Source organism: Paraburkholderia terrae, assembly GCF_002902925.1.
GTDB lineage: Bacteria > Pseudomonadota > Gammaproteobacteria > Burkholderiales > Burkholderiaceae > Paraburkholderia > Paraburkholderia terrae.
In genome coordinates, this window is the sequence record NZ_CP026113.1 from 2,117,199 (window position 1) to 2,141,165 (window position 23,967).

Genomic DNA, 23,967 nt, shown 5'->3' on the forward strand with positions numbered 1-23,967 from the left:
AGTTTGCGGTGTCATGCTGCGAGATTTGCGGAGCGCTTCGGTTCACTGTCATCTGATTGCGAATCAGCCTGCGACGCGTAGGCGCCCGACGAAGCCATCAATTCGGCCAGAATCGCCTCCCGGTGCTCGTCCACCGCCGGCGCTCTCCTGACCACCGTCACATCCTCATCGGGCGAAGTACTCATCTTGATTGGGTTGCCGGCCGTCTTTACCTTCCGCTCCGACTCGCCCTGGACATGAATGAACATGTTGCGCGAGAGCAGTTGCGGGTGTTCGATGACCTTGTCGATCGTGTTGATCGGTCCACATGGCACGCCAGCCTCGTTCAGCTTGTCGAGCCAGACGCTGACGGGTGCGGTGCGGGTGATGCGCTCGATCGCCTCGATCATCGCGGGCCGGTTCTGGACGCGAAGATCGTTGGTGAGGAATCGCGGGTCGAGTGCCACTTCCGGCACGCCGAAGGCATCCGCCATCAACAGAAAGAGCTGGTCGTTGCCCGCAGCAATGATGAATCGATCATCCTGCGCCGCGAAACTTTCGAATGGCGCCAGCGACGGATGCGCGTCACCGAACCGGGATGGCACCTTGCCTTCCACGTCGAACCGGGCAAACGCGGTTTCCATCAACGCGGCTTGGCAATCGAGCATCGAGATATCCACGTGCGTGCCCTGCGCATCCCGCGAGCGCTTGTAAAGCCCTGCGAGAATGCCGATCGCGGCAAAAAGCGCGGCGCCGAGATCGCCCAGCGCCGTGCCCACACGTGCGGGCTGCGATCCGGGCCAACCTGTCAGGCTCATGACGCCGCCCATCGCCTGCACCACCGTGTCATAGCCAGGCAAATCCTTGTACGGCCCGGTATGGCCGAAGCCCGAAATCGACGCATAGACGATATGCGGGTGCGTTCTTGCCAGCTGCTCCGCGCCGTAGCCAAGCCGGTCCATCACGCCGGGCCGAAAGTTTTCGACCACGACGTCGGCGTGATCCAGCAACCGGTCGAGCAGTTCGCGGTCACGTGGAGATTTGAAATCAAGCGCGATACTTTCCTTTCCGCGGTTGAAGCACATGAAGTACGCCGACTCCCCGTCGACGAACGGGCCGAACGCACGCGTGTCGTCTCCCGTACCCACACGTTCGATCTTGATGACGCGCGCGCCCAGATCGGCAAGCATCATCGCGCAATAGGGACCCGACAGCACACGCGAGAAATCGATAACGGTGATTCCTTCAAGGGGCAAACGCTTCTTTACCCCAGTCTTGTTCTCAGGCACAAGCACCTCCTGGTTGCGTTGAATCAAATGCCTTTCTGAATCCAGGCCGAAGCTTTTTCGGCGATCATCATCGTGGGGCAACTCGTGTTGCCGCTGGTGATCGTCGGCATCACGCTTGCGTCCACCACCCGCAGCCCGGCTACGCCGCGCACACGAAGATGGCTGTCGACGACAACATTAGGATCTGCGAGATTGCCCATCTTCACGGTACCGACGGGGTGAAAAATCGTGGTAGCAATCTCTCGCGCCAGGTTTTCGAGTTCCTCGTCCGACTGATATTGCGGACCCGGCTTGTACTCTTGCGGCTTGTACGCTGCGAGGGCGGACTGGCTTGCGATGCGTCGCGTCAGGCGAAGGCTATCCACAGCGACTTTTCGGTCTTCCTCGGTACTGAGATAGTTCGGGGCTATAGCGGGCGCATCTTCGAAATTGCCGCTCCTGATTTGAACCGTCCCCCTGCTGGTCGGGTTCAGGTTCGCAACACTGGCCGTGAACGCCGGGAACGTGTGCAGCGGTTGACCGAACGCGTCGAGGCTCAACGGTTGCACGTGATACTCGAGATTCGCGTGCCTCCTTGACGGATCGCTACGTGCAAAGGCTCCCAACTGAGACGGCGCCATGCTCATCGGGCCCGTCCGGTGCAGTGCGTATTCAAGGCCGATCTTCGCCTTGCCGAGCATGCTCGACGCAAGCACATTCAGCGTCTCGCAATTTTCAACCTTGTACACCGCGCGAATCTGCAGATGGTCCTGCAAGTTCGCGCCAACGCCCGGTGTGTTTTGAATGATGTCAACGCCGTGCTTCTTCAGGTGAGACGCGAGTCCAATACCCGAGTGCTGCAGAATATGGGGCGATCCGATCGCGCCCGCGCTCAGTACCACTTCGCGTGCCGCATTCACCGAAACAAGCTCGCCATCGCGAACAATCTCCGCGCCCGTGCAGCGCAGCCCGCCGCTTTCGTCACGCACGATCGTGAGTTTCTTCACGCGGGCGTTCGTCCACGTGGTGAGGTTTGACCGGTGTTTGATCGGACGCAGAAATGCCTTCGACGTGTTCCATCGCCAGCCGTTTTTTTGCGTGACGTCGAAGTAGCCGACGCCGAAGTTGTCGCCGGTATTGAAGTCGTCGATGAAGGGAATGCCCGCCTGCGCCGCCGCTTTGCTGAACGCATCCAGGATATCCCACTTAAGACGCTGCTTTTCGACACGCCACTCGCCACCGCTCGCATGCACTTTTGCAATGGAGGCCGCATTGCCGTTGAGCAGACCGCGCTGTTCGGGGTGGAGCTTGTAAAAGTCTTCATGCGCCATGAAGTCCTTCAGCGAGTTATCCCAGGTCCATTCGGGATTCCCCGTCAATTCGGCCCAGTGGTCGTAGTCACGCGCCTGGCCACGCATGTAGATCATGCCGTTGATACTCGAACAGCCTCCCAGCGTTTTGCCACGCGGATAGAGTATCTGCCGCCCATTGAGTCCCTTGTCCGGCTCAGTACGGAATTGCCAGTCCGTACGCGGATTGCCGATGCAGTAGAGGTAACCGACGGGAATGTGAATCCACATGTAATCGTCGGCACCGCCTGCTTCGACCAGGAGAACATTTCTGGTCTTGTCGGCGCTCAGTCGATTTGCCAGCAGACTCCCGGCAGATCCAGCTCCGATAACAACATAATCAAATGTCTTGCTTTCCATCTCGCGACCACCATCGAAAACGTTTAGCTATACGAACTAGGCTCAACCACCATCGACGCTGACGACATAATTAGACCGATCGTCTATAAAAAGGCAAAAAAATTTGGCTTACTTCAGTGAGGCGAAAAAACCGTTCGCGAACGTGCGCAGTGCCGCAGGGTTACCGTCGAGTTTCGCCCTGAGCACAGCCCCTTCCCAACCAATCCAGAAAAATGCGGCTACGCTCGCACAATCGGTTTTGCGCGGGATCTCGCCGGCCGCTCGCGCTTCGAGCAGGCATCGCGCCGTTCGTGCTTCCCAGTCTATGAATACCTCACGCAGACGCTCGCGGTAGCCTTCGGGTAGCACGCCCATCTCTTGTCCAAGATTGCCGACCAGACATCCGCGCTTGAAGCGATAACGCCGCATGCCCGCCTCAGCGTCCATGACGAAGTCGTGCAACCGTTCAAGCGGCGACCTTCTTTCATTCGTCAGAATGCGGTCCAGTTTCTTCGCGAAGTACGCCGCATATCGGTCGATCAGTTCCAGCCCGAACGCTTCCTTGCTGGCAAAGAAATGATAGAACGAGCCCTTCGGCACATCGGCATTACGCAGGATCTCTTCGATACCGGTGGACGAAAAGCCTTTTTCCGTCAGCACGGCAACGCCGGCCCGCAGCAGCGACTCGCGGGTCTCGCTATAGCCTGCAAGCTCCTTCGGGGGGCGCCCTCGGCGGCGTGGAATGGTCGGCGTGTTCATGTAGCGGATATTAGACCGATCGTCTCAGAAATTCAAGCGCACAGATGAAAACAGTGGCGGCGTCGATGGTACGAACGGTCATGCTTGACTCGTTGCGCACGCTGCCGCGCGGTCCGCCGACACTGCCGAGTCCTCGTCCGGCCTCCGGCCGGGCCCTAGTCTCCTTGCCGGCACAACAGTTTTGCCCGTCGGGAATAAATCGCCAATGTGTACGGTATTGCCTCGTACGTCCACGGCGTTGCGGGCCTTCGCCCACTGGGCGAGAGGTGCCTGCCCATGCGAAACATGAGCATCGTCGGCACATTCGACAGACACGCGCGCACAGGCCCAACAACAATGCTTTCCAGTTATCCACCTTAATCTTGCGCCGGTGGATACCTACACTGCATTCACCGGTTCGCAAACGGGATCGTTTGAAGACCGAACCAAATACTGGAGGTAACTATCATGAAGTCTCTCATCCAAGCCGTTGTTATTGCCGCTGCCCTCGCTGCCCCCGTAGCCGCATTCGCCCAGTCGAACCAACCCATCACCCGTGCGCAGGTACGCGCCGAACTCGTTCAACTCGAAAAGGCTGGGTATCATCCTGGCGATGGTGACAACACCAGCTATCCCGAAGAGATTCAGGCAGCCGAGGCGAAGATCGCTGCGCAGAACAATGCGACAGGTATCGGTGGCGTCACAAGCGGATCGTCTGGCGCGGGTCACGCGGGCGTCTCGAAGGCCGACTGGGACGCGATGTACAACCGTCCGTAACATGCACGCGACCTGATATGAAAACGGGCCTACGGTCGTTGCCGAATCCGATAGCAGGCCCGAGTCGTTCTACAACACCTCCGCCGTCGCGTTCCCTGTCGACGGCTTCGCACAGACCTCAAAGGTCTGTGCCTCTTTTTTGATTCGCCGAGACCCAATCAGAACCGTGCGCGCATACCCACGGTGCCGACAACCTGATTGGCCGTCGACGACGCGCCACCCGAGTTATTGACAAATGCCACGTAGCCATGGCCAGTTGCGTGCTGGTACATCGCTTCGGCGTAGACGTCCGTGCGCTTCGAAAACGAATAGACCGCCTGTAGATTAACCTGATTCCATTTCGGATCTGCACCGAAGGTCGTGGTTTGTGATACGTGTCCGTCCGTGTACGTGTACGACGCGCCAAGAGCGAGCGCGTGCGTGATTGCATATTTCACGTTTAGATCGTAGTTGTCGAAGCGAAGCGTGCCATTGTTGGACCCAAACGACTGTGTGCCCTGGAACTGGCTATGAGAATAGGCGAACCCGACAACGGTTGGACCATAGCTATAGTTGATGGCCGCCGCCGCGGTGCGTTGTACTTCCGCTCCAAGCTGGAACCCGCCGGTCCCGTTTGCAGCCGATTCGGCTGTGTCGATAGCGCCCGTGGTCGCGGTAGTCGAGTTCGATCCATTTAACTGCAGATAGGCCGCCGCAACATTCAACGGCCCGCGACTGTAGATTGCCCCTACGCTGTAAGCACGATTGTTTGCAAAGTTCTGGTTGTTCGAGAAAGCGTACAGGCCGCCAAACCTGAAACCATGGTAGTCGGTGCTGGTGTATTTGAGAGCGTTGTTGATTCGGAAAGAGTGATCGAAGTTGTCGTTGTCGAACGGGTGAGCAAACCCGGTGTCGCCTAAGGTTCCCGATACACCCGACAATGGCGCGACGAAGTCCGTCAGGAAGTCGTATTGACGCCCCAATGTCAACGTGCCGAACACGTCGCTCCTGATACCCACGAAAGCCTGTCTGCCAAAAAGCCGGCTGTTTTGCGCGAGCTTACCGTTCTGCACGTTGAAGCCATTTTCCAGAACGAAGATTGCGTGCAGACCGCCGCCAAGGTCTTCAGATCCGCGAAGGCCAAATCGGCTTCCGTTTATTTCGCCGCTGGTCGCCTGAAACAGGGAGCCATGCGATGTGCCCTTCACCACGTTGTTTGTGTACATGAGCCCTGCGTCGATGAGACCGTAGAGCGTCACGGAGCTCTGTGCGTGCGCAGCAGTCGATGCAGCCACCGAGATTGCGACAACAGCGATTCGTTTCATTTGACACCTCTTGCTTGAAAGAAATCGACCTCGTCTAGTGAATAATCGTCAATAGCGTGTGGTGTTCAAATCCTCGGAAAATACCTTTCTGGCTGCTTGAGACGCGAGTAATTGTTTATGTGAAAGGAGACTGTCAGATAACATATCTATGTTTTTATGCGGCCGAAATACCAGATTTTTTCCGTCGATTTATGCATGGCCGCCGCGCGAAGCTAATGAAAAGGACCGGCAGCAGATTGCGTCGACAAACGCAAGCCACACCGAAGTCCCGTCACTTCATCTTGATAACGTCAGATGATTCATCCAGATCGAGAATTATCGGGATGAAAAAACACGCATGAATCACATAAGAGCGCAAACGCGGCTAAGCGTCGATTGCACTTTTGTATGGGTGGTCATACTTTGGTTTGGTTGATTTTTCGTTTTGAGCCCAAAGCACACTTACAAATTTTTGCGTGAGCACCTTTAAAACGGGCTGATCCCTGACATCCCCCCGTCTACTGCCAGATCGGCGCCCGTCATATACCGCGATGCATCCGACGCGAGAAAGAGGATGGCCGCAGCAATTTCATCGGGCTTGGCGGGCCGCTTCATCGGAATGACATTCGACCATTGCAGAAGTTGCGCGTTGGATATTCCCAATGTATCGAAGATCGGCGTATCCGCAACCCCGGGTGAAATGCTGTTGACGCGTATGTCGTGCTCGACGAACTCGGCGGCAAAGCTCTTGGCGAGCGAAACCACCGCTGCTTTAGACGCACAATACGCGGAGAAATGCTTCGTGCCCTGATTGGCCGCAAGCGACGCAACAAGGATGATCGATGCAGGCCGGGCGAGAAACGGCAGCGACTCGCGTACAGTCGCGTAGACTGCGCCAACATTGACGTTGAGCACATCGGAGAATTGCTCCCACGACGTCTCGCGCACGGGTGTTTGCCGGGAAATGCCGGCATTCGCGACCACCACGTTTACATCACATTGAAAGTGGCCAACTGCGCTCTCGTATAGCCTTTGCATGTCTTTCGGGCTTGCGGCGTCTGCGGCGACAGCCAAAGCGTTCTCGCCGAGCTTCTTCGCAGCCTGGGCCAGTTTGTCCGCATTACGCCCGCTGATCACCACGCGCGCGCCCTCGGATACGAATCGTTCGGCGGTTGCGAAGCCAATGCCACTGCTGCCGCCCGTCACCACAGCCAAAGCACGCTTGAGTAGCATTGCCTTATCCTCGCAAATTGACGACTAATGCGCGGCCTGCCTGGATCGCGCGTGTCGTATGGCCTTTACCGTGCAAATCACCGGCAATGAAAACGGCGCCCGCCGCGAAGCGTTGCGCCGTGTCATTGCTCCCCACAACAATTTCAAGCTCCCCTTCGAGCACAACCACATATTGCCTGGACGGTGGATTGTGCCAACCGAGGAAATAGTCACTGTTGAACTCGTGCAGAAGTACGCTCTCGCACGCTTGCGGCGAAGACAGCGAAACGGTAATGCCCTTAAAAGTCACTGGGCTGACCTCGAAAGCCTCGATGTGCCTGAATAGAGAGTGTCCGTCGTCGCTGGTGTATATCTCGATGCATTCCATCATTTCTCCTTTTGCTAGCAAGCGAACGCACGTGGATGACCGGGCAATACGCGCAACGACTCGCTATGGATTGAGCCGGGAAAAAATATGTCGTCCAGCTCTTTGCTGTGCGCGGCCATGCCGTTGGCCAGTGCGGCCCAGGCCGCGTGTGTCGGGGCGGGCCGGCCGAGCAGCGTTGCGCCACCCGGGATCGGCCTTGCGGCAGCCAGCATGCGAACTGGTGGGCTCGAATCCAGAGTGGAACCGTGCAGCGCAATGGGAATGGAGTCAATGAAGAAGTCCTTGGCGCGCTCGACCACGACGGGCGGCAGCGCGTCATATTCGAGGCCGGCGCAGAAACGGCCGAATGTCTGCGCCACGGTTGACTGCACGCGGGGGGCGTGCGTTGGCGTGACCATGAAGCATTACCTCCCAGTACCGCCTGGCGCGGGCTATTCGGGACATAGTAACGAGTCGCTGTTGCATTATAGCTAGTGCATGCTGGCCGAACTGAGCAAAACACTCGCTCGCCGCATGAACAGACCTGGCCGGGTCGGCTCAGTCAAAGTCCGCCACTCTGCACTATCATGATGGACTCAGGAGGCCCCACACGTGTACCTGCGAAGCCAACCCGCACGACGCTCGTCGTGTACCAATCAGGCTGCCATAGCCGACATGCCAAACGCGCTATACAGCAAAGGCCGGTTGCTGATCTTCGCGGCGTTCGCGTTGTCCGCGTCCGTGTTCATCAGCGGCTGTCACTCGGCGACGACGCCGGCCGCGACCACACCGGGGCAGATCGCCACTGATGACGCCGCGCTCGCCGCCCGGGTAAAGCAGGCGCTCGTCGCGGACTCGGGGTTGAGATCGCTGCCGATCAGCGTCGCGACGTATCGAGGCGTCGTGCAGTTGTCCGGCTACGTGGATTCAGAAGTACAAGTTCAGAAAGCGCTTGCCGTGACGCGCGGCGTGCCGGGGGCGCAATCCGTGAGCAACGATCTGCACCTCAGGCCGCAATGACGCGCCTTTGCCGGAAAAAACCAGCCCCCGTGCTCTCACCGCCAATGCAGTGATTAACCGCCCCCAACATGTGTCTGGTCCGTAGCGATTCCGACCAGGCGTTGACCTTCTTCGCTGTCCTCGACTCTCCAGCCTCGCGCACTTAATGCTGCCCGTATGTGATCGGCTCTTTCCCAATCCCTTCCAGATCTGGCTCGCTCGCGTTCGCTGAGTAACACTCGAACGTCTTCCGGAATATCAGATACGACAGGTTTCCATTCGTGCAAACCGAGACCGAGCACAGTATCAAAGCTGTCCACGGTTGCTTTCAGAGTCGCGGGTGGCAGTTTGCTCCTCGTGAGTTCCCAAAGTACGGCAAGCGCCCTCGGCAGATTCAGGTCGTCGTTCACCTCAGCGTCGAAGCGGGCGGCGAATTCCGGATGGACGCGACCTGCGTCCGGCCACGTCGAATAGAGATGGCGCAGCCGGTTCAATGCCGTCTGCGCGCCATCGAGAGACGCCCAGTTGAAGCGCAGATTGCTCCGGTAATGGGCTGTCAGGCACAGATAACGGTAGGCAAGCGGATCAATGCTTCGACTTTGCAAGGTCTGAAGACGAATGAAATCCCCGCTCGACTTTGACATCTTCGTGTTCGTATCGAGCGTCAGAAAGTGTCCGTGCAGCCAGAAATTCGCAAGCCGCGTGCCGTATGCCGCTTCCGTCTGCGCAATCTCGTTGTTGTGATGCACGGCGATATGGTCCTCGCCGCCGCAATGGATATCAAACCACGTGCCGAGGTATTTCGCGGACATGGCCGAGCACTCGATATGCCAACCGGGAAAGCCGCGACCCCATGGGCTTTCCCATTCCATCTGCCGCCTGACGTCGGGCGGACTGAATTTCCACAACGCAAAGTCTGTAGCGTTCTTCTTCGCGCCGAGCGCGACCCGCTTCCCCGCGTGCAAACCTGCCCGGTCTAGCCGCGCGAGATAGCCGTAATCAGCCTGCTTACTGGTGTCGAAGTAGAGACCGTCGCCCGTCCGATACACGTAGCCCGCTCGTTCGAGCTCGCCAATGAACGCGATCTGTTCGGTGATGTGATCGGTCGCACGGCACCAAACTGTCGGCTCCAGCAGGTGGAGGGCGTGCCAGTCCGCGATGAAGGCGTCGGTGTAGCGTCGAGCAATGGCCCACGCTGATTGCCCCGTCCGCTGGCTACCTTTCTCCATCTTGTCTTCGCCTTCGTCTGCATCAGAAGTCAGATGGCCGACGTCAGTGATATTGACGACGTGCCGGACCTCGAAACCGTTACGCATCAGTACGCGGCGCAGGATGTCCTCGAACACGTAGGTTCTGAGATTACCTATATGCGCATAGTCATAGACGATGGGTCCGCAGCAATACATGCCGACCCGACCGGCGTGGATTGGTGCGAACGGGCGCACGGTACGCGACCAGGTGTCATAGAGCGCAAGCGGCATCGAGTCCCTCCATCCCCGCGGTATAGGGGCCAAAAAACAGAAAGGCCGCCGGTTTTGCAACGGGCGGCCAGAAGGCGTTGGCTTCAACGTGTAGCTTGATTGCTAGACGCAGCTTCCCCCCGGCACGTTCTGACAACATGCACGGATCAGCGAAGCGAGGAGTTTGGCGTGGCTAGACATGTCGAGAATCGTAACGTCTGTTGGCTGCCCAGGTCAATACCGTCGAAATGACTGCTTTCGGTGACGACTTGCGAACGACCGATCATTGCCACCAAGGGAGTTCATGTCGTGGAAGGGTTGCGGATTGGAGGTGATCGCAATCCTTCGGATACCTACTGATTAAATTCGAAAGCCACTTTTGCTGGCCTTCGCCGGTTCAGGTGGGATGCGAATGGAGATCTGGGGCCGTTTCGACCGCTGTACGGTCGTGCTGCAGATGTATTGGTGCCAGATGGCGCGCATGCAGTGGAGATGTATAACGTTCCGCCGCTATTCAGCAGTGACATAAAAGAGTTGCTGGCTGCGATCGGCAAATCAACGAAAAGAGGCCAGAAAAAAGGCCTATTCGCGATGTAACCGCACGCACGTGACCGATAGAATTTCGCTACATACCGTCACGCGCCCGATACCTGTCGGATCGCTTTCTCACATCGGATTTCCGGTTAATTCAGCATGACACGGCTTGCACGGCACTACGTCCCAGAACAACCGCAGCACGTTATCTTGCAGGGGCTCACGGGGCCCGCATTCCTGGACGAAGGAGACTACCTGTACTTCCTCGCCTGCCTGGCGGACGCAGCGCGCGTCGCCGATCTGGCAGTCCATGCGTGGGTGCTCATGCCTGACGCGGTACAGTTCCTCGTCACGCCTTCATACGAATCGAGCGTGGCCATGGCGATGCAGGCGGTAGGCCGTCGCTACATCGAGACCTTCAATCGCCGCCATGGACGCCGCGGTACGGTGTGGCGTGGCGGTTACTGTGCGACAGTGATTGAGCCCGACCGGTATTTTTTGTTCGCGAGCCAGGTCATCGATCATGCGCCGGTGCGACACGGCCTCGTGGCAGAACCGGGAAAGTACCAGTGGTCGAGCTACACGCATCACGTCGGGCTGCGTGTCGATAGCTTCATCAAGGACCATCCGCTCTACCGGGCGCTCGGCAATACGCCGTTCGAGCGCCACGAGGCTTACCGCGATTTGAGCGCACAGCCCCTTGACGAACTCGAGGTCAATAACCTGATGGAGTCGACGCTCAAGGGCTGGGTGCTCGGCAGCGCCGCGTATTGCGAGTGGGCGGCGCAGACAGCCAACCGGCGTTTGATGCCCTTGCTGCTGCGCGACCGGCCGCCCACGGTTCGCACGGCACGCCGCCTCGCGAACGTGGGCTAATGTAAAGAAGAATCTCCTCATCCATTCGAGGGACGAGATCGTCGGCGGATTCTCGGCCGAAGTTCGAATGGGTGACCAAAGGACAGTGGACGGCATTTCCGCTATGGCTATCGACGCGGTATTCATCGGCATACGCCGCCCGACGAGGATACTCGCGCAGTAAGCCGTCAGTGAAGGCTGGTGATGAAATTGCGCAGTAAAAATTGTCAGGAAAAGTAAGCACTAAAAATGCGGCGCATTCAGTGGGCTATGCTAACGCCGATGCGACTAGCTTCAGTTTCTTACTAAATAATGAATAGCTTCGATTCGTCTATCGAAACATACCTGTCCAACATACACTTTGATCCATTCACGATCCGAACGATAGAAGCCATCGCGGACCTTTACACCTTCAAAGGCCTCGTACTCATTCCCGTGCTGTGGTGGATGTGGTTTCAGCAGGACGAGCGCCGCGAGTGGCGGCGAGAAATGGTTCTCGCGACGCTGCTCAGTGGCCTCGTGGCGCTCTTCGTCGGAAGACTGCTGACCCACTGGTTGCCGTTCAGGGTGCGCCCCATCTATAGCGCCGAACTGCATCTGCACTTTGCAGGTAGCAATATCAAGGACGCCCTGCTGACGAGTTGGAGTTCCTTCCCAAGCGATCACGCGATGCTATGGATGGCGATTGCCACCGGCATCTTCCTCGTGTGGCGCGGCATCGGTGTGCTGGCGATTCTCTATACCGTGCTGTTCATTTGCGTTCCGCGCGCCTATCTTGGCTTTCACTACCCAACCGATTTGCTGATGGGCGCCGCTGTGGGAATCGGAATTACCTATGTCATGACGCGAGATGCGATTCGCGTGCGCTATGCGACTCCGGCGCTGCGATGGATCGAACTCCGCCCGGGACCTTCAGCGATGCTGGCCTTTATTCTCTGCATCGAACTCGTTACCCAGTTCGACGAACTCCGCAAGCTGGCGGGCGGTGTGATCAAAAATCTATGAAGCACGCGTTGCGGTGTGGCGCTGGAAGCGTGTCGACCGCAAGATACATGTGATTCGAGCGCACCCTTCTTCGTCCAACGACCTCGTCTACTGTGCGATCGTGTGGACACGATATGGCAACGACTCGGCGCGGACACCCCGATTCTTGCTGTCTGATTGCTGCAAACACAAAGTGACGCGTAACGCGACCTGCTATGCCGCTTGTCGTCCTTGCAGACTCCGGCGTAGTTCACTTCAGCCGAAACAACACGCGTGATGACCCGCGTCACCATAAGCCGCGCGTCGGTTTCAACGAGTATTGCAGCAAGAAACGGGGGGCAGCCGACTGCTTACGCCAATATCGTTCAGGCAGAGGGAAGCGATTGCGTTTCTCTCCCCCAACTTCAGTCAATGAGGAATCACCATGTCAAAGGAAGATGACAACAAGGCCGTCGTGGGCCGCTGGTTCGCCGATTTTTGGGGCAAGGCATGCAACCTGGACATCGTCGATGAACTTGCCGCGCCCGACATGCTTCTTCAATACTCACTGCACGAACCGCGGCGTGGCCACGAGGACATCAAGGCATTCATGACCGATTTCCGCGAAGCGTTCCCGGACCTCAACTTCTGGGGCGCCGCCGATCTCATCGCCGAGGGAGACTATGTAGTTGGCCGCTGGGAGGGTGGCGGCACACATACCGGTCCAGCATTCAGCGATTTCCTCATCGGATCGTTGCCTGCTGCGACCGGTCGGAAAATGCACTTCACCGGCACAACTGTGCTTCGGCTCAAAGACGGCAAGATAGTTGAAGAAATCGGGCTGGACGACGGCGTGACCGCGCTGAAACAACTTGGACTCATCAACGCAGCGTGATCGAAGGCGCAGCGCTTCCGCTGTCTTCAAGCAACGCTTTGCACATCAACACCACAACGACAACAGGCCGGGCGCGTCCCGGCCTGTGCTATGGACATGGCGTTCACCGTGAAGGTCAGCCTTGGCAACAGCGGCACGTTGAAGGTCAACCAAGGCGAGCCAAAACCTACTCAGAATAGAATCCCGAACCCACCAGGCCCGGAACTCCATCGATCTTGACTGCCTTCACATAGGTCCACTTATGCGATGGCTGACTCTGCCCCGGTCTCAGGAACATGTAGTCAACCCAGCCCGATCCCTTCGTTTCAACTGTCTGGATCATGGCGTCATGAAACGGCTTGCCGTTGGTATCTTTCTGACCGCTGACGTTGGTCCCCTCGCGGGCTGGGAAGGCCGGATTCAACAATACATTTTCCTTCAAATCGTAAACGAACAGATAGGTGTCGCCGTGGAACCACTCGCTGCCTTTGATTCTGAACTCGGAAAACGCGACCTTGCCTTTACTTCCGATCAACGCCGCGGCTTTGTCGACCAGCGCTTCGGTTTGCTTTGCTGTCTCGGACGTCGGTGGAGATGACTGAGGAAATGCAGGCGACGCGGGACCGAATAATCCAGCTAGTAGCAATATGCTGGTAACGAGAGCTTTACCGTTCATAGCAGTATCTCCAGCGGCTGAGTTCAGCGCTGCTCTGTACATCGGTCGCTCTTCCCGGCCTGAAATGGTGATGTTGGAGCGGATTGTGGAAGTGAAGCGCCTTCTGTATGCAAAAGGCTAGCGCACGGACCGCAGCCTGGCCAGAATCGTTTTCCCGCATCAGCGGACGGTCGCGAATGGCGGAAACCGGCCGATTGCACCAGTTCGACCAACGTTTTACGTAGCAGGCGTTGGACTCTTCAATTACAGGTTCCAGGCGGTTTAAACCCCGCGCATGACAACCCGGCAGCCACGAGCGCGAAAAAGACGGGCGAACAGGTACGGCGCGCGCAAGCCGCTCCGACTAGCGAGACTGTTCGATAAACGCTTCGAACGCCGCCGCGTAATCCGGATGCCAACGAGACAAGGCAGGCCTGTTTTCTACGATATCCCCTATGGCCCATAACATGCGGCGCTCGTCGAGCGAGCGCGGCACGTCGTTATCCGGACACAGGATGTAGAAGTCGCCAGCGCTGAGGCGCTCAAGCATGAACGCGACGGACTGCTCAGGTGTCCATGCGCCAGCGGGTTTTTCCGTCCGGCCTTTGCGGGTCAACTCCGTGAACACGAAGCCGGGAATCAGCAAATGTGCGCTTATGTTGCACCCGGGAGTGTTACGGAGTTCGTGTTGGAGCGCCTCCGTGAACGCCTTCAATCCGGCTTTCGACACGTTATACGCCGGGTCCCCAGGCGGTGTCGTAATGCCTTGCTTTGAACCCGTATTGATGACAAGCCCTGGTCGACCGCGCTTGATCATGTCCGGTACGAAAACCTGCGTGCCGTGGATTGGGCCGCACAGATTCACGCCCAGCACGCGCGTCCAGTTCTCCGCGGGACCGAACATAGCGCTGCCCGGTTGAATGCCGGCGTTGTTCATCAAGACGTCGGTGCCGCCAAATCGTTCGACAACGGCTGAGTGCAGACGGCGGACATCGTCAATGGCACTGACATCGGTTTCGAGTCCAAAGACGTCCTGCGCGCCGCTCGCGCTCAACCTGGCGATTTCTTCCACGGCATGCGCAATTCGATCGGCATCGCGGTCTGCAATGCAAATACGAAGTCCAAGCCCCGCAAACCGCTTAGCGGCGGCCAGGCCGATACCGGCCGCGCCACCAGTGATGACGGCAACGGCTCCCTTGGTCAGAGCAGGATGAGACATTTGTCGAGTTCCTTGATGAGTGCCGGGGTGCTTTGCGCAACTGCCGCAGCTATCCCGATGCGCTTAGATAGAATGGAATGAGAGTAGCACCATTTACTACGCCATAACCCGTGCCACGCATTCGTGCAATCGAAGCACATCATATCGGGCGAGACTATTGAGCAACGCGAAACCTGTCTTTTCCGTTCACGTCTTCAAACATGAGTCGCGATAGTGAATACTCCCGTCGATGCGATGCCGCATTCAACGGGCAAGCTGTGACATGAGCAAGCTGTCTTTACCGCAAACCTATCGGAATGGCTGCATACGTTTGCAGCAGAATCGTTACCCACCGTGACCTCTTCCTCCAAAATCGAACCAATCGATTTTTCAGCGCCCGCAGCGCTGGTAGCACAGCGGCTGATCGGCGCGATCTTGACGGTGGACGGCGTAGGCGGCCGTATCGTCGAGACGGAGGCGTACGATCCCGAGGAACCCGCGTCGCATGCTTTCTGCGGGCCAACGGCGCGCAACACCACACTTTTCGGGCCGCCCGCACATGCCTACGTGTACCGCTCGTACGGCATTCATTGGTGCCTCAATTTCGTATGTCGAGAAGAAGGTCACGGCGCCGGGGTACTGATCCGCGCGATCGAACCGTTGACCGGTCTGGACGCGATGCGCCAGCGGCGCGGGCTCGAACCGATCCGCCTGCTCTGTTCTGGACCGGGCCGCGTTGGGCAGGCACTTGGCATCACACACGGGCACAACGGCATGTCATTGCTTGAAGCGCCTTTTCACGTCGAAGCGCCGCAACAACCGGCGTCGATCGTGACGGGGCCACGCATCGGCATCACCAAGGCCGTCGCGTTGCCCTGGCGTTTCGGCCTCGCCGCGTCGAAGTTCTGGAGCAAACCGTTTCCAAAGGACACTTGAGCGCTCAATCGTGCTTCATGGTTGAGCGCGCGTCACAACTGTCGTATCGACAGCAATCATTTTGTCGTGGCGTCTTCGAGTATGCGCGAGGTACGGGTCCGTAGACGTGGCCCCACGAAGTCGAGAAAAGCGCGCAACTTGAGCGGCAGAGGTGTCTGTCCTTTATGCACGAGACTGATGGGCAACGGCGCCGACTCGAACTTGTCGAGCACGACGCTCAATGCGTTGTCACGAATCGCGTCCGCGACCTGATAAGACAACACACGTACCAGTCCAACACCGAGCATCGCGGCTGCGATCGCCGCTTCCGCCGTGTTGACTGCAAGCCGTGAATGAACGGGCACTGACACTTCTGACTTGCCGGACCCAAACACCCAGGCACGCGTGGATGCGAGCACCTCGAAGGTAATGCACTCGTGCGCCGCGAGATCGCGCGGCTTGACGGGCTCACCATGCGTTGCCAGATACGCGGGACTCGCGCAGACGACCCGGCGCACAGTTCCCACTCTCGTCGCCATGAGCGTGCTATCGGGGAGTTCTCCAATGCGGATGGCGACGTCTGCTTGCTCCTCCATCAGATGCACGACGCGATCCGTGAGCACGAGGCTCACGTCGATTTCCGGATAGTGCGCGAGAAATTCCGCAACCACGGGCACGACGTGCAAGCGCCCGAACACGACGGGCGCCGTGACCACGAGTTCGCCCTTGGGGGACGCGTATTCTCCCGTCGCCGCGCGCTCGGCTTCCGCAATCTCATCGAGGATGCGCCGGCACGCCGCCACATACGAGGCGCCCGCTTCCGTCAATGAAAGCTGCCGCGTCGTGCGTTGGATAAGACGCGTCTTCAGATGCGATTCCAGTTCTCCCACCTTGCGGCTCACCGTTGCCAACGGCATGCCGAGGCGCCGCGCGGCGGCCGACAAGCTGCCCGAGTCGACGACCGCGACAAGGATGGACATGGAATCAAGCCGATTCATCGGATGGCCCTATCAAAAAATGGAAGGATGATTCCCGATGTTGGGAGATTCTCTTTATAAATGCAAGCGCATAACCTTCTGGCTGTGGGTCACGGCACCTTGCCGCACATGCCCTGAAGATCGAAATAAAAGGAGAGTGCCGTGAACGGCCTGCCAACTACGTCCAAGAATCCCCAGACCCCCGCAGTCGCGTCACGCGCGAAGATCGTCATGATGGCCGTCATCGCCGGCGCGGTGATCACCAACATCTACTGCACGCAGCCAATCCTGCCGCTGATCGCTTCCGGCCTGCAGGTCGACCTGACCACCGTCGATCTGGTCGCCGGCGCGGCGCTGCTGGGCTTTGCAACGGGCCTCGCCTTGCTGTTACCGTTGGGCGATCGCTTCGACCGGCGCAAGCTCGTGCTCGCGCAGATCGCGCTCGCCTTCGTCTTCGCGCTGAGTTCCGCGCTTTCACCGGGCATCTGGCCGCTGATTGGCGCGTCTTTCGGTCTTGGCATCGTGAGTTGCGTGCCTCAGCAGCTCGTACCCTTCGCTGCCGTCATGTCATTGCCGAGTGAACGCGGGCGTTCCGTCGGCACGGTCGTCAGCGGCATCATGGTCGGCATCCTGCTGGGCCGTACGATCAGCGGCGTGATCGGCGCGGCCTACGGTTGGCGCGCGGTGTACGGCGTAGAAGCGCTGTTCATGATCCCGGTCTGGATCGCTGCCGCGTCGCTGCTTCCGCGCGGTGTGCCTTCCACCGATCTTTCCTACGGGCGTCTGCTCGCTTCACTCTGGCCGCTGGTTCGGGACAATCGCCCGATTCGTGAATCGATGATTGTCCAGGCGCTGCTGTGGGCCTGCTTCAACGCGTTCTGGGTCAATCTGGCGGCGCTTCTGGCAAACGGCCCGCAGCATCTTGGCAGTGCGTGGGCCGGCGGCTTTGGGATCATCGGCGCGACGGGCGCACTAGCCGCTTCACTCGGAGGCCGCGCGACAGATCGACTCGGCTCGCGGACTGTCATTGCGGCCAGCATCGGCATCGTTACGCTCGCCTATCTGCTGCTCGCCGGCGCGGAGTCGTCGCTGACGTTCCTGATCATCGGGGTCATCGTGCTCGATATCGGTGTGCAGTCGGGTCTCGTGTCCAACCAGACGCGCGCCTTTGCCGTCGATCCCAAGGCGCAGGGCCGCATCAATAGTCTCTACATGACGGCCACCTTTTCCGGCGGTGCCATCGGCGTCATGATCAGCGGCTGGCTGATGACCCGCTTCGGCTGGACTGGCGTCGTGATCTTCGGAATTGCATTGGGGCTCGTTGCTTCCGCATACCACTGGCTTGGTGGCAACCGACGCATGCGAAGTGCGGCCCAATCGTGACTTCGATCATGCGATCAAGGTGAACGGACAACGATACGATCGCGTAGCGACCAGTACCATCGTGTAATGGTGCGCCGTATGTAAGTGCGCGTTACGCAGTAGCCTCAAGGTCGACGGATTGATCCGCCCGATCTATACGTCGCGGCATGCCATACACGCTCTGGACGCCTCGCATTTGCTGTCGACATTGCATAGGTGTCACGTTGATACGCCTGAGGAAGACCATTCGCATATGCGTGGCGTTGTGGAAACCGCATTTGAATGCGATGGTCTTCAGAGGGTCGTCCGTCCCGCCTAGTATCTTTCTCGCTGCGTCCACACGAAGTTCTTCGACAAATGCGGATGGCGTCATCTGCGCATGTTTGGCAAACAGCCTCGAAAAATTTCTTCTGCTAACCGCGACGGCGCTGGCAAGCTCTTCGATCGACAGTTCATCGGCGATATGATCGGTGACGTATCGCTGCACCTTCTCGATGAGCGTGTTCTTGCCCGCGGCGGGATCGATATACGGTCTGCCCTCATGATCCATGTCCATGCCAAGACGCGTCGCGATCCGTGCAGCGAATTCATGGCCCCAGTCGTCTGCGACCTGAGATAGACATAGATGCCAGCCCGCCGTCGCACCAGCGGATGAGACCAGGTTACCGTCGCGTATCAGGACTTTGTCGGGACGAATTCGAGCCAGCGGGAACTCCCGGGCCAAAGAACTGGCGTCGGCCCAACTGGCGGTGACTTCCCTACCATTGAGCACACCTGCGTGCCCTAATAGAAACGCCCCATTGCAGATCGAGCCGATTCGCTTCGACTGGAAAGCGCGATCGCGCAGCCAGTCGAGGAAGTCGCGTTTCGGGCGAGAGTTCGACAAGTGCGGTCTACCCGTCACCAGCAAAACATCGACAGACGTTTGAAACGCTGTGTAGTCGAACGGGACGGAGAGCTGCATTGAATTCGAGCAGGCTATATGGCCCGCGCGCTCACCTACTAACGAAACCTGATACTGACAGGCTGCCCGCAGACATTGATTCGCTTCGGAAAAGACATCGAGTGCGCCGGCAATATCCAGCGCTTGCACACCGTCAAGCACGACAATAGCGATTTTCATTTTCCGGATCCGCACGTGTGCGACTGGAACGACATTATCTTGCGCGTGACTACCCGGATCGACATGATCGCAATCACGTTCGACCTTGTTGTCAAAGCTAGTCGTATAGCCTACAGATAACCACCCTACTATTGTTTGAAACGTCACTGCAATAGGATGGACGGCTCATACTTCCGTATAGTCAGGGTGGTATGTGCGCGGAAGAAGAGTTGGCGATCGGGTGCTTTCGAGAGAGCTATCGTCACCCGATCCGCTGAACCCATTGACTGCGCCAGTCTGGTGCGTCGAAAGGGTCCGCAAAGTACTGGGTCTCGTGCATGACCTTAGTGTCATGGAACTTCATGATGCTCACGACATATGTCGCGCGGTCCGTGTAATTGATCGTGTATTCCGTGATCCAGAGATCGCCGCTTCCCTGAATTCGCCTGACATCGAAACCGGAAGGCTGGCCGGGATGATGACCGCGCAACGCCTGCAAATTGATTCGTCCGACAATACGTTCACCTGACTGCGGGTAATCGCAGACGGCATCGTCGTGATAGATATCATGTTCCAGGTCGAGATCCCCTTCCGCCGACGCTCGCCAGTGCGTATTCAGGACTTCACGAATCTGTTCCTCTTTCATTCGCCACCTCCGGCATCAGGATGTGAACTCGGGCTTTTGTAATCTCGGTCGCAAGCAATGCGTGTGCGGGTGTTGCCAGTGCGAACCCGGCGACCAATGTCAGCAGCATAGGCCCAAATGCCCGCAGGCGCGCCATTAAGCGTCACGCATACGGTAGGACAAGCTCCGATCCCGACTCATCGATGGCCTTCTCCCACGTGCTGTGTTTTTTTCACGTCAGCCATTTGTTGTGGCACGTCCGGATGTTCGGAGCCCCGCGATGCGCGGGGCTCCCTTTTTACTGTCGTTTCAGATCGAGATTCGCCTAACGAACCGACGCCCGCATCCCTGCATTCAGGCGGCGCCGATACGTCGTATTCCGCGTTGCCAGCCAGTAGTACAGCGGCGACGTCAGAACGAGGCCGATCACCCATGAAAGATCCGCGCCATCCAGATAACCCGGTACGGGTCCCGCATACATCGGTGTGTTCATGAATGGAATCTGCACTGCAATGCCCACTGCGTACGCAATGAGCGCTTGCGGATTGAAGCGCCCGTAAATGCCGCCGTCCGCCTCGAAGATCGAATCGATGTCGTACTTGCCTTTATGGATGACGTAGAAATCGATCAGATTGATTGCCGTCCACGGCACGAGCACGACGAGCAGCGCAAGCACGAGATCGACCAGATTGCCCACGAAGTTCGTCGACGCCCCGAGCGCCGCATAGCAGCACGCAGCAAGAATGACGAACGAGAACACCGCGCGCGTTTTGGCCGTCGGAATCCAGCGGTACGCAAAGGTCTGCACCGACGTGATCGCCGCGAGCACCGCGCCGTAGAGATTCAACGCGTTATGACTGATGACGCTGAGCAGGAAGAGCACCAGCATCGGCAAGCCGAGCGGTCCCGTCGCCTGCTTGACGGCATCCATTGCATCGACGCCGGGCGGCACGGCCAGCACGGCAACGGCGCCGAACACGAACGCAAGCGTCGAGCCGATCGTACAGCCCAGATACGTCGCCCAGAACGTCGACGCGACACTGACATTCTCAGGCAGGTAGCGCGAATAGTCGGACACGTACGGCGCAAACGCGATTTGCCAGAGCGCGGACAGCGAGACCGTCGCGAGCCAGCCGGCGATATTGAAACCACCGCGCGTCAGAAAGTCCGCCGTCGAAACGTGCGTCAGGATGTACCAGAAACCGACGAAGATACCGATGCCGAGCACCCACGTGCCGATCCGGTTCAGTATGTGAATGAAGCGATAACCGACGATGCCGATCAGCCCCGAGCCCAACGCGCCGACGATGATGCCCACCGGTACGGGAACACTCGATTCGATCCCGTGCAACGATTTCCCGGCCAGCACGATGTTGGAAGCGAAGAAGCCCACATACATCACGCCCGCGATGACCGTGACGAGCAGCGCGCCCCATGATCCAAACTGGGCCCGGCTCTGGATCATCTGCGGAATGCCCATCTGAGGGCCTTGTGCCGAATGCAGCGCCATCAGCACACCGCCTACAGCCTGTCCCACGACGATCGCGACGATGCCCCAGAACAAATTCAGATGGAAGAGCTGGACGCCGAGCGCTCCCGTCACGATAGGCAACGGCGCGATATTGCCGCCGAACCAGAGCGTGAACAGATCGCGCACCTTGCCGTGACGATCCTCGCGTGGCACATAGCCAATCGTGTGTTTTTCGATTAATTGGGAAGCTTTACTGTCCGTGGTGGCCAAGATGCTGTCTCCTGTCTCGCGCAGCTGCGCTGCGCTATTCAGCGGCTCAGGCGTGGCCCGAGCGCGCTCGTTGCTTGCATTCATCCGTTTGAATCACGCGCCGGATCGGGTCGAAAGGTGATCCGCCAGTCGCGTCAACATCGCATCGCACGCTTCGAGTTGTTCGACTGTGACGAATTCGTCCGGCTTGTGTCCCTGGTCCATGCTGCCCGGTCCGCAGACCACGGCGGGTATGCCCGCCTGATTGAAGAGTCCGCCTTCGGTGCCGAATGCCACCGTGCCGAACTCGCGGGAGCCACACAGCAGTGCGAGTAGCTGCGCTGCGTCGCTGTCGGGCGGCGTCGCGAGACCGGGATAGGCCGAGAGCGACTCGAGGCGAATATCGGTTTCGGCATTCACCGCGCGCATCTTCGGCAATAGCTGGGTCTGCGCGTAAGTCTGCAATTCGTCGGCCACGTGCGTTGCGTCGTAGCCGGGCAGCGCCCGCACTTCGAAATCGAACTCACATTCGGCCGGCACGATGTTGAGCGCGCGGCCACCTTTGATGACGCCCGTCTGCACCGTCGAGTACGGCGGATCGAAGCGTTCGTCGTGCTGTTCAGGCAAAGATAGCTTCTCGCCGATCTCGTCGAGACGGTTGATCAGACGCGCCGCGTACTGAATCGCGTTGACACCGTAAGGCGCGTACGCCGAATGGCAAGGCGCGCCTTTTACCTGGCAGCGCATCGCCAGCTTGCCTTTGTGACCCAGCACCGGCTTCAATTCCGTCGGTTCGCCGATCAGGCACAACGCAGGCTTGTGCGCGCGCTTCGCGAGTTCTGCGAGCATCGGCCGCACGCCGAGACATCCCACTTCTTCGTCATAGGAGAACGCGAGATGCACGGGCACTCTCAGATCGCGCGCGAGAAACGCAGGCACCGCTGCCAATACCGATGCGATGAAGCCCTTCATATCCGCCGTGCCGCGTCCGTACAGGCGCCCGTCCTGTTCGCTCAGACGGAACGGTTCGACCGTCCACGGCTGTCCGTCGACGGGCACCACGTCGGTGTGGCCCGACAACACGATGCCACCGCCAGCATCAGGGCCGATCGTCGCGAACAGATTCGCCTTCGTGCGCTCTGCGTTATAGAACAGCTCGCTATGAACACCGAGATCGCCGAGGTAGTGCCGGATGAAATCGATCATCTCCAGATTGGAGTCCCGGCTGACGGTGGGAAATCCGATCAGCCGTTCGAGCAGCGCGCGGCTCGAGTTGTCACTCATCACCCGGTACTCCATAACTCGGCGCGGCCGTTGGATTGAGCGCGCGGGTCACGTAATCCTGCATTTGCGGCTTGTACGCTTGCCAGAGGCCGTCGAGCTTGCCGATGGGATCGTCGTCGGCCCAGTCGATGCGCAAATCCACGATCGGCCAGATCTGATCGCCGACGATCTTCAGCGCCGCCGAATGCACAGGGCCCGCTTCGCCGCCCGCCGCCATCGCGGCATGCATCGCAGCAAGCAGCCGATCGGCAAGCGCACCTTTTGCTTTCGCGAACGCAGGCGCCATCGCCTCGATCACGTCGATGCCCGCAAGCATGTTGCCCGCCGCGACGCATTGCTCGCCCGCCACCGCGTGATACGTGCCCAGCGCTTCCTTGCCGCTGAAAAACGCGGTGCGTCCGCTGGCGTCGATCACCGTGACCTGTCGATACTCGCTCCAGTCGTTCGCACCGAGCGCACGGTCCAGCGCCGCGGCTGGTTCGAGTAGCGTGTGCTCCAGCAGATCGAGAATCTGCGGGCCGAGCGCGGGCAGCGTCACGTTCTGCGTCGCCACTGCGCCCACGCCTGCGCGCAGCCACGGGCATCGCGCGCCCACTGCGATGCTCGAAGAACTGATCGCGATGCCGAGTTGCCCCGTTTCCGCACAACGTCCGACGATAGAAAAAGTCATGTCGTGTTCCTCAGCCCTGAGACCGCGTCCATCCTTCCGGAATGACGGCGATCACGTCGATCTCCATCAGCCACTGCGGCTGACCCAAAGCCGTCACCACCAGGCCCGTCGAAATCGGGAACACACCCTTGAGCCACTTGCCGACTTCCTGATACACGGGCTCGCGATACCGCACATCCGTCAGATACGTGGTCGTCTTGACGACGTGCGACAGGTCGCTGCCCGCTTCTTCCAGCAACTGCTTGAGGTTCTTCATCGCCTGCTCGGCCTGCGCGCGCGGATCACCGAGTCCCACGAGCTTGCCGTCGAAATCGGTCCCCACCTGGCCGCGCACGTACACCGTATTGCCTGCGCGAACGGCCTGACACAGGTCGTTGTCGAGCGTCTGATTCGGATACGTGTCCTTCGTGTTGAACATGCGAATACGGGTATGCGTAGGTTGGCTCATCAATGCACCTTGAT

24 protein-coding genes are annotated in these 23,967 nt (G+C 58.8%); 7 read left to right on the forward strand and 17 right to left on the reverse strand.

All coding sequences use genetic code 11. From position 1 onward, the window contains the following. Nucleotides 1-11 precede the first annotated feature (11 nt). From C2L65_RS39215 to acuR, 3 genes are all read right to left on the reverse strand, one after another. Entirely contained in the window at nucleotides 12-1,268 is a 1,257-nt protein-coding gene (locus C2L65_RS39215) for a CaiB/BaiF CoA transferase family protein (RefSeq protein ID WP_042305351.1), read from the reverse strand. Nucleotides 1,269-1,291: 23 nt separating this feature from the next. Then, nucleotides 1,292-2,956 carry a GMC family oxidoreductase gene (locus C2L65_RS39220; RefSeq protein WP_042305189.1) on the reverse strand — a complete coding sequence of 555 codons (1,665 nt, stop codon included), beginning with the start codon at nucleotides 2,954-2,956 and terminating at the stop codon, nucleotides 1,292-1,294. 108 nt (nucleotides 2,957-3,064) lie between these two features. Next, nucleotides 3,065-3,694 carry an acrylate utilization transcriptional regulator AcuR gene (acuR, locus tag C2L65_RS39225; protein WP_042305190.1) on the reverse strand — a complete coding sequence of 210 codons (630 nt, stop codon included), beginning with the start codon at nucleotides 3,692-3,694 and terminating at the stop codon, nucleotides 3,065-3,067. A gap of 447 nt (nucleotides 3,695-4,141) precedes the next feature. On the opposite strand from acuR, the gene C2L65_RS39230 reads away from it, so the two are divergent. Then, entirely contained in the window at nucleotides 4,142-4,450 is a 309-nt protein-coding gene (locus C2L65_RS39230) for a DUF4148 domain-containing protein (RefSeq protein WP_042305191.1), read from the forward strand. Between the two features lie 158 nt (nucleotides 4,451-4,608). Here C2L65_RS39230 and C2L65_RS39235 read toward each other — a convergent pair whose 3' ends face one another. From C2L65_RS39235 to C2L65_RS39250, 4 genes are all read right to left on the reverse strand, one after another. Next, the gene (locus tag C2L65_RS39235) at nucleotides 4,609-5,754 is read right to left on the reverse strand and encodes a porin (protein ID WP_042305192.1); all 1,146 of its coding nucleotides are present in this window, start codon (nucleotides 5,752-5,754) and stop codon (nucleotides 4,609-4,611) included. 465 nt (nucleotides 5,755-6,219) lie between these two features. Further along, nucleotides 6,220-6,966, reverse strand: coding sequence for an SDR family NAD(P)-dependent oxidoreductase (locus C2L65_RS39240; protein WP_042305193.1), 747 nt, complete (start codon nucleotides 6,964-6,966; stop codon nucleotides 6,220-6,222). A gap of 4 nt (nucleotides 6,967-6,970) precedes the next feature. Further along, on the reverse strand, nucleotides 6,971-7,333 hold the full coding sequence (locus C2L65_RS39245; RefSeq protein ID WP_042305352.1) for a cupin domain-containing protein: 363 nt from the start codon (nucleotides 7,331-7,333) through the stop codon (nucleotides 6,971-6,973). Between the two features lie 14 nt (nucleotides 7,334-7,347). Further along, complete coding sequence (locus C2L65_RS39250) at nucleotides 7,348-7,731, reverse strand: MmgE/PrpD family protein (RefSeq protein WP_042305194.1); 384 nt, start codon at nucleotides 7,729-7,731, stop codon at nucleotides 7,348-7,350. Between the two features lie 256 nt (nucleotides 7,732-7,987). Here C2L65_RS39250 and C2L65_RS39255 point away from each other — a divergent pair, with 256 nt between their 5' ends. After that, complete coding sequence (locus C2L65_RS39255; RefSeq protein ID WP_042305195.1) at nucleotides 7,988-8,332, forward strand: BON domain-containing protein; 345 nt, start codon at nucleotides 7,988-7,990, stop codon at nucleotides 8,330-8,332. 53 nt (nucleotides 8,333-8,385) lie between these two features. On the opposite strand, the gene cysS is transcribed toward C2L65_RS39255, so the two are convergent. Next, on the reverse strand, nucleotides 8,386-9,792 hold the full coding sequence (gene cysS / locus C2L65_RS39260) for a cysteine--tRNA ligase (RefSeq protein ID WP_042305196.1): 1,407 nt from the start codon (nucleotides 9,790-9,792) through the stop codon (nucleotides 8,386-8,388). Nucleotides 9,793-10,464: 672 nt separating this feature from the next. Here cysS and C2L65_RS39265 point away from each other — a divergent pair. The 3 genes from C2L65_RS39265 to C2L65_RS39275 all read left to right on the forward strand — a co-directional run bounded on the left by C2L65_RS39265 (nucleotide 10,465) and on the right by C2L65_RS39275 (nucleotide 13,018). Then, complete coding sequence (locus C2L65_RS39265) at nucleotides 10,465-11,181, forward strand: transposase (RefSeq protein ID WP_042305197.1); 717 nt, start codon at nucleotides 10,465-10,467, stop codon at nucleotides 11,179-11,181. 291 nt (nucleotides 11,182-11,472) lie between these two features. Then, nucleotides 11,473-12,165: a phosphatase PAP2 family protein gene (locus tag C2L65_RS39270; protein WP_042305198.1), complete on the forward strand. Its 693-nt coding sequence runs from the start codon at nucleotides 11,473-11,475 to the stop codon at nucleotides 12,163-12,165. A gap of 403 nt (nucleotides 12,166-12,568) precedes the next feature. After that, nucleotides 12,569-13,018: an ester cyclase gene (locus tag C2L65_RS39275; RefSeq protein WP_042305199.1), complete on the forward strand. Its 450-nt coding sequence runs from the start codon at nucleotides 12,569-12,571 to the stop codon at nucleotides 13,016-13,018. Nucleotides 13,019-13,184: 166 nt separating this feature from the next. Here the strand turns inward: C2L65_RS39275 and C2L65_RS39280 are convergent, their stop codons facing one another. Together C2L65_RS39280 and C2L65_RS39285 are read right to left on the reverse strand one after the other, a co-directional pair. After that, a complete protein-coding gene (locus C2L65_RS39280; RefSeq protein ID WP_042305353.1) occupies nucleotides 13,185-13,673 on the reverse strand; it encodes a cache domain-containing protein in 489 nt (162 codons plus the stop codon). A gap of 343 nt (nucleotides 13,674-14,016) precedes the next feature. Further along, entirely contained in the window at nucleotides 14,017-14,871 is an 855-nt protein-coding gene (locus C2L65_RS39285; protein ID WP_042305200.1) for an SDR family NAD(P)-dependent oxidoreductase, read from the reverse strand. A 333-nt stretch (nucleotides 14,872-15,204) separates the two neighbouring features. Here C2L65_RS39285 and C2L65_RS39290 point away from each other — a divergent pair, with 333 nt between their 5' ends. Next, nucleotides 15,205-15,786 (forward strand): DNA-3-methyladenine glycosylase, encoded by a 582-nt coding sequence (locus C2L65_RS39290; RefSeq protein WP_233446654.1) that lies wholly within the window; start codon nucleotides 15,205-15,207, stop codon nucleotides 15,784-15,786. Between the two features lie 56 nt (nucleotides 15,787-15,842). Here the strand turns inward: C2L65_RS39290 and C2L65_RS39295 are convergent, their stop codons facing one another. Next, nucleotides 15,843-16,763: a LysR family transcriptional regulator gene (locus C2L65_RS39295; protein ID WP_042305202.1), complete on the reverse strand. Its 921-nt coding sequence runs from the start codon at nucleotides 16,761-16,763 to the stop codon at nucleotides 15,843-15,845. A gap of 141 nt (nucleotides 16,764-16,904) precedes the next feature. Here C2L65_RS39295 and C2L65_RS39300 point away from each other — a divergent pair, with 141 nt between their 5' ends. Continuing rightward, nucleotides 16,905-18,125 (forward strand): MFS transporter, encoded by a 1,221-nt coding sequence (locus tag C2L65_RS39300; RefSeq protein ID WP_042305203.1) that lies wholly within the window; start codon nucleotides 16,905-16,907, stop codon nucleotides 18,123-18,125. A 91-nt stretch (nucleotides 18,126-18,216) separates the two neighbouring features. On the opposite strand, the gene C2L65_RS39305 is transcribed toward C2L65_RS39300, so the two are convergent. The 6 genes from C2L65_RS39305 to C2L65_RS39330 form a co-directional block, all read right to left on the reverse strand. Next, nucleotides 18,217-19,227: a GlxA family transcriptional regulator gene (locus C2L65_RS39305; protein WP_042305204.1), complete on the reverse strand. Its 1,011-nt coding sequence runs from the start codon at nucleotides 19,225-19,227 to the stop codon at nucleotides 18,217-18,219. Nucleotides 19,228-19,468: 241 nt separating this feature from the next. Then, on the reverse strand, nucleotides 19,469-19,852 hold the full coding sequence (locus tag C2L65_RS39310; RefSeq protein ID WP_042305205.1) for a nuclear transport factor 2 family protein: 384 nt from the start codon (nucleotides 19,850-19,852) through the stop codon (nucleotides 19,469-19,471). Between the two features lie 304 nt (nucleotides 19,853-20,156). Next, the gene (locus C2L65_RS39315; RefSeq protein WP_174485033.1) at nucleotides 20,157-21,572 is read right to left on the reverse strand and encodes a purine-cytosine permease family protein; all 1,416 of its coding nucleotides are present in this window, start codon (nucleotides 21,570-21,572) and stop codon (nucleotides 20,157-20,159) included. 93 nt (nucleotides 21,573-21,665) lie between these two features. Beyond that, on the reverse strand, nucleotides 21,666-22,835 hold the full coding sequence (argE, locus tag C2L65_RS39320; RefSeq protein WP_042305207.1) for an acetylornithine deacetylase: 1,170 nt from the start codon (nucleotides 22,833-22,835) through the stop codon (nucleotides 21,666-21,668). Then, a complete protein-coding gene (locus tag C2L65_RS39325) occupies nucleotides 22,828-23,505 on the reverse strand; it encodes a DUF1028 domain-containing protein (protein ID WP_042305208.1) in 678 nt (225 codons plus the stop codon). Before C2L65_RS39325 ends, argE begins: the two co-directional genes overlap by 8 nt. A 10-nt stretch (nucleotides 23,506-23,515) precedes the next feature. Beyond that, entirely contained in the window at nucleotides 23,516-23,953 is a 438-nt protein-coding gene (locus C2L65_RS39330; RefSeq protein ID WP_007736826.1) for a RidA family protein, read from the reverse strand. Nucleotides 23,954-23,967: the final 14 nt, after the last annotated feature.